The following is an 8,307-nucleotide window of genomic DNA, read 5'->3' as shown; positions in this document are numbered from 1 at the left end:
TAGGAAAAGCTTTTCCATATAATCCAATATACTGCGTTATCTTCCCTCGATATAGCCCGCTATATCTTCTCAAAGACGCCTTGTCTATTGAATTATATGAAAATCTGAATTTACAAATTAGAGTCGAACTCAGGTTAGTAGACAATAGATGAAATAAGTCTGATACTTATTCAGTTGACAAAAATATAGTAGCTATTAAAAAAGGTCTGAAAATTTCAGACCTTTTTTAATGCTTTCTTAGTAGATGGTTCGTATGCCACCAACCATGGGGATAGAAATTTTAGACCTAAATTAATAGCATAATAGAGTTAATTTACTACTTATTCTAATCCGTGCGTTCCCGATTAAAATTCGGGACAGGCTATTCCCTTGAAGAAGGGAATCTCATAATATTGAAACTTTGTATCAATTATGCTAAATCAGCAATTCTAGCTTTTATTAGCTTAGGTATTTTAATCAGAGATTAAAATCAATAGATTCCCACCTCCCGACATACTGTACGGGACAAGTTGCGTGGGAATGACGCACAGAACAAAGGCTTTTGAACTTATTTCTGATAAACAACTCTACCATCAAAAATAGTCATTGCAATTTCAGTATTTAGAATGTCATTCTCCGGTATACTCATAATGTCTTTATCAAAAATGGTGAAATCAGCTAATTTACCTACTTCAATTGAGCCTTTAATATTCTCTTCGAAAGCACCATAAGCTGCATCTAAAGTATAAGATCTTAGCGCTTGCTCACGAGTCATTTTTTGTTCCGGCTCATAACCTCCTTCAGGAGTTCCTTCCAGTGTTTTACGGCTAACACTAGCATAGAAAGAAGCCAAAGGATCAATTGGCTCAACCGGAACATCTGTTCCATTTACAATTGGCACTCCCGATTGCAATAAAGCTTGCCACATATAAGCGCCTTCTTTAATTCGCTTTTCACCCAATCTGTCAATTGCCCAAGGCCTGTCTGATGACATATGAATGGCTTGCATAGCTGGAATTATGCCCAATTCAGCAAATCTTGGAATATCATCAGGATGTAAATGCTGTGCATGTTCAATTCTAAATCTGTGGTTTTCAGTAAGCTCAGGATTTTCTTTCATGGCTTTTTCATATCTGTCCAGAATTTCCTGATTAGCTCTATCTCCTATTGCATGTGAACAAACCTGAAAACCAGTTTTCAAAGCTTTGTTAGAGGTTGTATATACAAAACTCATGGGTAGAGTCTCGTGTCCGAAATGACCGGGTTGGTCGGTATATTCTTTCAAAAGCCAGGCGCCTCTTGAGCCTAATGCACCATCACAATTTAATTTTATAGATCGAATAGTTAAAAGGTGAGCGCTATCAACTTCTGGGCCTTTTTCGTACCATTCATTTAATAATCCTTTATCCCAGCCTGTTAGCATGGCGTACATTCTAACATCCAATTTTCCTTCGGCTTTCATATCACGATAAAGCTGAATATCATCTCTTCCGATTCCTGCATCATGGAAACTTGTAATTCCGTTTCTATGACTAGCTTTCACAGCTAGTTCAAAAGCTTTTCGATCTTTTTCTGGTGTACTCTCAGGAATATGCTGGGTGATTAAAGTCATTGCTCTTTCATTGAAAACACCTGTTGGATTTCCTTTATCGTCTCTGAAAATTTCTCCTCCTTCTACATCCAGATTGGCCATACTTTCTTTAGATAAAGGCAAAACTCCAGCAACTTGCATGGCTTTTTCGTTTGCCATTCCGGCATGACCACTGGCATGTCTTAAATAAACAGGGTTGTTGGGAGAGACTTCACTAATTGCATGATGCAAGGGGAATCCATTGATAGTATTTTCAGGCATTTTATTCCATTTGCTTTGGTGCCATCCTCTTCCTGTTATCCATTCACCTGGCTTTGCAGCATCCACAGCTTCTTTTACTTTTTGAATAACTTCATCATAACTCTTGGTCTGTAATAAATCAACATTCAATTCATTATAACCAAGGCCCATAAAGTGCCCATGCCCTTCTATAAAACCGGGCGTCATGGTTTTGCCTTCTAAATCAATTTGTTGAGTCTCTTCGGATAAATATTCTTCCACTTCTGCTACACTTCCTGCGAAAAGGATTTTATTATCTTTAACAGCTACTGCCTCCACAGTAGGTTGGTTCTCATTCACCGTATAAATGGTTCCTCCTTTTATAATTAAATCGGCTGTTTCCTGTTGATTTTGGCAACTTAAAAAGCTGAAAATTGCCATTATGGAAAGTAAACTTTTTATTTTCATCATTATATCATTAAAATTTTGATGAAAGTAATTTGAAAATCCTTTAAATACAATAAAGATTATTTGAGTGGGGAATTATGATGGTTTTTAAGAATAAAGGTAAAGCAATTAAACTGAACAACCCTCCTTACAGACATGTCAGACATTTTAATGTCGGGACATTTGTTAGAAATAGGCTAGTTGGACTTTTTAGAAGATGAATATCCTTAACCTCTCCTCTGCCTCGTTTAGGTGTTTTCACCAAAACTTAAGAAGACAGGCTCAGGATATCTCAAAGAAAATTGAAGGTGAAAACACCTTCAAAAGGGAAAATTCTATGATTTGAAACACCTACACCCTGATTTACAGTAATACATTTTTGAAGACATAAATGTGGGTTTAGGTGGAATTGAACCAACTTAAAAGGAAAAATGTCCGACTTTTTCAAAGTCTGACATAAGCAATGAAACACTTTTTGAGGATAACGAATACAGCGCGTTAACAACATCAACTCAACTTTATTTCCTCAACACCTGAGCTGCTTCTTTAGCGAAATAACTTAAAATGACATCTGCTCCGGCTCTTTTGATGCTCAGTAAACTTTCCATCATTGCCAATTCTCCATCTAACCAGCCTTTTTGAGCTGCTGCTTTAATCATACTGTATTCTCCGCTTACATTATAAGCAGCAATCGGCAATTCATTATTTTCTTTTAATAAATGAATGACATCCAGATAAGCTAAAGCTGGTTTTACCATCAAGAAATCTGCTCCTTCTTGCGCATCTAGCTCTGCTTCAATTAAAGCTTCATATTTATTAGCAGGATTCATTTGGTAAGTTTTCTTATCGCCTGATTTTGGTGCTGAGTCGAGTGCATCACGGAAAGGACCATAAAAAGCAGATGCATATTTAGCACAATAGCTCATAATAGAGGTGTTTATAAATCCATTTTCATCTAAAACATCTCTGATATATTCAACTCTTCCATCCATCATATCAGATGGCCCGATAATATCTATTCCAGTTTCAGCCTGAGCTAATGCCATATCTGCCAACACATCCAAAGTTTCATCATTGAGAATATTGCCATTTTCATCTACTATGCCGTCATGTCCATCACTGCTATAAGGATCCATCGCGACATCGGTCATAATGCAAGCTTCTGGAAATTTAGATTTAATTTCTCTCAAGGCTTTTATGTAGAAAAAATCTTCATCTGCACTTTTAGTGGCCATCTTGTCTTTATGCTTTTCCTCTACCACGGGAAAAACATCAAAAGATTTAATACCTAATTTCAAGCATTCCTCAATTTCTTTTAACATTAAATCTAATGTAAAACGATAAATACCAGGCATACTATCCACTTCAATTTTTTTATTTTGACCTTCTAATAAAAAGAGTGGAAAGATAAAATCCTTGGTTGTTAAAGTGGTTTCTTCCACCATTTCGCGTATTGCAGCTGATTTGCGATTTCTTCTCGGGCGTATTAACATAAAAATTGCTTTTTGGTGGTTCAAAGTTAAGCTTTTATGAAATGGAAATTAGAATCAGATTTAAAAAAACATGAGATCACGGATAATTTTCTTGTTATAAAAAAATATAATCAATCCAAGGTTGATACAAATTCCATCATTTGGCTTTTGTTAAATTTAATTTTGAATACAGGCTTCTACTTATCGATTTACCTTTTACTTTTGCAAAAGTTAAAAAAATCAAAATTATGCGTTCATTTATCGTTATCATTTCTATTCTAATATTAAGTGCTTGCCAGCAATTTCCTCAAAGAAAGACACTAAGTGCTGAAGAGATATTATCCATGCAATTGGGAAATGCTACTTTATGGTTTCAGCAATCTGCTGAAATGGAAGCTTCTTATCTGCAAGCTTATGATAAAGGTAAAATGTTGCTGAAAATTAAGATGGATACGCTTTCTAAATCAGAATTGAAACCTGCTGTAATCTTAGATTTAGATGAAACTGTTTTAGACAACAGTCCTTATGAAGCCAGGCTTTTCTTAAAGGGTAAAAATTATGGCTCTGAAAGCTGGGAAAAGTGGTGCAAACAAGCCAAAGCGGAAGCCTTGCCGGGTGCGATAGATTTCCTAAACTTTGCAGATAGCTTAGGGCTTGAAATTTATTATGTCTCAAACCGGAAGATCGGAGTTTTTGAACCTACTTTGAAAAACTTAAAAACACTGAAGTTACCTCAAGCTGAAAAGGAACATCTCTTATTACGCACCACCAAAAGTGACAAAACGGAAAGACGAGAGATGGTTAAAGCAGGGCATAATATCTTATTATATGTAGGAGATAATTTAACCGATTATGACCAAAAATTTGCTGAAAGAGATAGCACATTAGGTAAAGATTTGATTACGAAACATCAAAAAGAATTATTACACAATTTCATTATGTTGCCAAATCCGATGTATGGTGAATGGGAATCTGCTATTTATGGAAATGACTTCTCTAAAACAGCAAAGGAAAAATTAGAATTGAGAAGGAAACAGCTAAATATTGCCAAATAAACAATCAAGCAAATAGGATTTAAAGTCGCTAGTTTAGAGGAAAAATTAAGCTATCAATTCATCAAGCTTTTGGGACATTTCTTTTTTTATTGAATTATAAATACTTTATAAGACCGTATTTTTTTGAAGTAGAGCCTCCCAAATTTTTCTTGAAATCAAACAGTCCTCTATTTATTACAGATTTTTCTGACACTACTCCTAAATCAAGGATCTCAAAACCTGCCTCTAAATAGTGATCATAGATATAGTTTAGCATTAAAATATTGGGGCTAAAGCTTCTATATTCATGTAAGTCCGCCAAGTAAAATAGATATGAGATTTTGTCTGAAACCTGTATGCAAACAGCCATTGAGATCATTTTTTCATCATCATAAGCTGCAAACAATTCATATTCTTTGAAATTTTGGCACATAAAATTTAAATCCTCAAATTTCATAGTAATCGGAAAATCATTACGAATACGATTTGACACTAAAATTTTATATGCCGAATCTAGTTCGTCAACATGAATTTTTTTACAATAAAAACCGGCTTTTTTGGCTTTATTTAATCTATTCTTTGAGCCTGGGTCTATACTTTGCCAATAACTTTTATTTTTAAGTTCTAAAAACAACCCAACATCAGAATTGTCAATCTCCCAACCGCATTTAAGAAAAGTCTGTATTTGTTTTTTTAATCTATGACTGTAACAGAATGGGGCGAAATTTAATACAACTAAACTAATCCCCTCATTCTTTAATTTTTGTTGAGTGAAATAAATAAATTCCTCAATAATTTCGATTGGTAGTTCTCCCACCTGATTTAATCCACCTAATGGAGCTCTGTAAGGAGAAATAGCCTTTTTATCTATAATTGAAAAAGTCAATGTCAATATTGTATTCCCTTTGTAATCAATTAAAAAATGTCTTTTTTCGATTTCATTTTGAACTTTGAGAAATCGCTTTGAGAGGAATAATAAATTTGATGGGTAATTACTTACTTGATTGAAGTTAATAGAAGAAAAACTATATTCATTGTAAACCATCTAATTCTAAGATTCAGTGAATAAATTGATCGGAGTCTTTAATATAATCTGAATCATCAAATTTCTCAGAGCAAATACATAATAGTATGCTATTTTCGGAAAAAATCATTTTCCGCCAATGCTTAGCAGGAATATATAAACCTTTTGAGGCGTCATTTAAAATATATGGGTAATGTTTACCACTCTGGTCTTGAATAAATACTTCAACTGTTCCGTTTAAGCAGATTATCACTTGTTTGTTAATGAGATTTGCATGATCTCCCCTTGTCTGATTTTCAGGAGTTTGATAAACCCAATAAACTCTTTTAATTGGAAAAGGAATGGCATTTTCTACTTCTGCTACAGAAAGAAAGCCTATATCAAGACTCCCAAATTTACTTAAGTTCAAGATTTGAGGATTATCAAAATTCATACATACCATATTACAATTAGCAATGCTATAAAACTAGTGATTATTTTAATTGCAATAAATATAAAACTAGAAGTAAAGTAAAATGAGCAATCAATATTGATTGCTCATTTTACTTTTCATTGGTATAACTTTTAAGCTTTATCAGGCCTCTTTTGATATCTGTCTTTCACTTTCTCTTTTGCTTTTCTAACGTGCCTTTTGGCTACTTCATAGCAATCTTGGGCTGCTGATACAAAGCTATCTCCCTCACCAGAAACATAAATATCATTTCCTGGTAAGAAGATTTTCGCATCAACGGTTTTTTCACCGTTCTCATCGTTTGCATTCGATTTTAAATACAAATCGATACCAACTATTTGATCATTATATTTCGAAAGCTTATTGAACATCTCACGCATGTGATCATTCAAATCCTGACTTATGTTAAAATCTACTGGTTCTAAAGTAATATCCATTATGATAAATTATTTTGATATAAATCTGATGTCTCTATAGTATCAGCAATTTGTCTTAAATCAGGTAACAAATTGAAAACCTGCTGATGACCAGTTTCAGCCTCCTGATTATAGCGTGCATTTCTAAATGCTACTAAGGGCTCTAGATTTATTTCTGCAGGAAGCTTTTGATTTTCCGACAACTCCCTAGCAGCCTGGCCTATTTCCTGAAGATATTCGTAAACCGTTTCTTTAACAGGCTCATTTTTTCTGAAATCTTCATAGGTCATACCCTCAGTCTGGGCATTTACTTGTGCTATATTATCGACTATACTATTTAAATGCTGTATGGTTTCTTGTAATTTCATCATGTTATATTAAGCGATAACAAGAAATTTTTGTTGCGGTCATTTAATTTCTGAAGTCATATCGGTTAATAATTATAACATTTCACATACTGATTATCAACCACTAACGACTTCTTTTCTTTTTAAATTTTCACAATTTTCAATTGTACAATCTCCATAAAAAACCAAAGAATGATGTTTAATATCTGAACCTAAAGACTTTCCTACCCTTTTTTTAATTGCTTCAATACTGGGATCCAAAAACTCTTTTATTTTCAAACAATTATTGCATACTAAATGGTCATGATGCTCATAAGTAAGAGCCGGCTCATAAAGCGCATTTTTATCTTTGAAATTATGCTTCACGACTAAGCCGCATTCTACTAGTAAGTCAATAGAATTATAAACTGTCGCTCTTGAAATTGTATACTCCTTATTTCTCATTCTGAGAAATAGCGTTTCTACATCTATATGTTCATCTTGAGGTAAATAATAGAGTTCCTCCAAAACGGAATAGCGCTCTGCTGTTTTTCTTAAATGCTGGTCATTCAAATATTCATCCAATATATTTTTTGCGCGTTGCAAAATTTCCTTCATCACCGGTTTAGATATCGACATCCTATAGTTCTTTTAATAATAAAGTCTAAGTTAAGTTTTGAATATGAAGTTTGAAATATTAAAGCTGTATTTTATCTAAAGTTTAAAGTCATTCTAAACAAGAAACAATCAATTAACTTTTGACCTATTTACTTATGATGTCATTTCTGATTAATTTGACAGATGATTAATCTCAAGCCGATTCCTGACTTAGGTCATGTTTTTGGAGCTAAACAGCTATTACTTTTGAAAAATAAAAAATTAGCTATTAATGAGTACATCAACAGCGAAAAGACAAGACCTTGAATGTCGCCATTGTGGAGAAAAATGTGATCAAGAGCTTATTGTGAGCCATGATCAGAATTTCTGTTGTGAAGGCTGCCGTATGGTCTATGAAATTTTACTCGAAAATAACCTTGATAATTTCTATTGCGTTGCCGAATCGCCAGGCATCAGTTCCAAAAAGAAAAGAATTAATAATTTCGATTTCCTCAAAGATGAGGCTTTTGCTAATAGCCTTTTAGATTTCAAAAATGAAGAAATCAGTAAAGTAAGGTTTTACATTCCGGCTATTCACTGTAGTGCCTGCATCTGGCTTTTAGAAAAACTTTATAAGCTGCACTCTGGCATAATCAGTAGTCGAGTAGATTTCAATAAGAAAACTGTAATCATCTCATTCAATCATCAAGAAATTTCCTTATTGGAATTAGTGAAGCTGTTGGATTCTATT

Annotated in this window: 9 protein-coding genes; 2 read left to right on the top strand and 7 right to left on the bottom strand. The window is 33.8% G+C overall.

All coding sequences use genetic code 11. The annotated features are described in order from the left end of the window. Positions 1-547: 547 nt before the first annotated feature. A complete protein-coding gene (locus Q0L29_RS13525) occupies positions 548-2,257 on the bottom strand; it encodes an amidohydrolase (RefSeq protein ID WP_296622484.1) in 1,710 nt (569 codons plus the stop codon). Positions 2,258-2,754: 497 nt separating this feature from the next. Further along, on the bottom strand, positions 2,755-3,729 hold the full coding sequence (gene hemB, locus Q0L29_RS13520) for a porphobilinogen synthase (RefSeq protein ID WP_296622483.1): 975 nt from the start codon (positions 3,727-3,729) through the stop codon (positions 2,755-2,757). A gap of 227 nt (positions 3,730-3,956) precedes the next feature. Here hemB and Q0L29_RS13515 point away from each other — a divergent pair, with 227 nt between their 5' ends. After that, entirely contained in the window at positions 3,957-4,763 is an 807-nt protein-coding gene (locus tag Q0L29_RS13515) for a 5'-nucleotidase, lipoprotein e(P4) family (protein WP_296622482.1), read from the top strand. 94 nt (positions 4,764-4,857) lie between these two features. On the opposite strand, the gene Q0L29_RS13510 is transcribed toward Q0L29_RS13515, so the two are convergent. The 5 genes from Q0L29_RS13510 to Q0L29_RS13490 all read right to left on the bottom strand — a co-directional run bounded on the left by Q0L29_RS13510 (position 4,858) and on the right by Q0L29_RS13490 (position 7,598). Beyond that, positions 4,858-5,628, bottom strand: a complete 771-nt coding sequence (locus tag Q0L29_RS13510) for a GNAT family N-acetyltransferase (RefSeq protein WP_296622481.1) — start codon at positions 5,626-5,628, stop codon at positions 4,858-4,860. Between the two features lie 172 nt (positions 5,629-5,800). Then, complete coding sequence (locus Q0L29_RS13505; protein ID WP_296622480.1) at positions 5,801-6,199, bottom strand: FdtA/QdtA family cupin domain-containing protein; 399 nt, start codon at positions 6,197-6,199, stop codon at positions 5,801-5,803. Between the two features lie 131 nt (positions 6,200-6,330). Further along, positions 6,331-6,654, bottom strand: a complete 324-nt coding sequence (gene raiA, locus Q0L29_RS13500; RefSeq protein WP_296622479.1) for a ribosome-associated translation inhibitor RaiA — start codon at positions 6,652-6,654, stop codon at positions 6,331-6,333. Continuing rightward, a complete protein-coding gene (locus tag Q0L29_RS13495; RefSeq protein ID WP_296622478.1) occupies positions 6,654-7,004 on the bottom strand; it encodes a hypothetical protein in 351 nt (116 codons plus the stop codon). Before Q0L29_RS13495 ends, raiA begins: the two co-directional genes overlap by 1 nt. Positions 7,005-7,097: 93 nt before the next feature. Beyond that, on the bottom strand, positions 7,098-7,598 hold the full coding sequence (locus Q0L29_RS13490; protein ID WP_296622476.1) for a Fur family transcriptional regulator: 501 nt from the start codon (positions 7,596-7,598) through the stop codon (positions 7,098-7,100). A gap of 250 nt (positions 7,599-7,848) precedes the next feature. Here Q0L29_RS13490 and Q0L29_RS13485 point away from each other — a divergent pair. Next, the coding region (locus tag Q0L29_RS13485) for a heavy metal translocating P-type ATPase metal-binding domain-containing protein (protein WP_296622475.1) at positions 7,849-8,307 on the top strand (459 nt) is incomplete at its 3' end.

Origin of the sequence: Marivirga sp. (assembly GCF_024636815.1) — a bacterium.
Taxonomy (GTDB): domain Bacteria; phylum Bacteroidota; class Bacteroidia; order Cytophagales; family Cyclobacteriaceae; genus Marivirga.
Note: the sequence above shows the minus strand (reverse complement) of the source record. Positions and strands in the feature narration are given on the sequence as shown.

Bases quoted from the DNA above. Each gene is read 5' to 3' on its own strand.
- Q0L29_RS13525 (WP_296622484.1), bottom strand. From the start codon at position 2,257: ATGAAAATAAAAAGTTTACTTTCCATAATGGCAATTTTCAGCTTTTTA.
- hemB (WP_296622483.1), bottom strand. From the start codon at position 3,729: ATGTTAATACGCCCGAGAAGAAATCGCAAATCAGCTGCAATACGCGAA.
- Q0L29_RS13515 (WP_296622482.1), top strand. From the start codon at position 3,957: ATGCGTTCATTTATCGTTATCATTTCTATTCTAATATTAAGTGCTTGC.
- Q0L29_RS13505 (WP_296622480.1), bottom strand. From the start codon at position 6,199: ATGAATTTTGATAATCCTCAAATCTTGAACTTAAGTAAATTTGGGAGT.
- raiA (WP_296622479.1), bottom strand. From the start codon at position 6,654: ATGGATATTACTTTAGAACCAGTAGATTTTAACATAAGTCAGGATTTG.
- Q0L29_RS13495 (WP_296622478.1), bottom strand. From the start codon at position 7,004: ATGATGAAATTACAAGAAACCATACAGCATTTAAATAGTATAGTCGAT.
- Q0L29_RS13490 (WP_296622476.1), bottom strand. From the start codon at position 7,598: ATGTCGATATCTAAACCGGTGATGAAGGAAATTTTGCAACGCGCAAAA.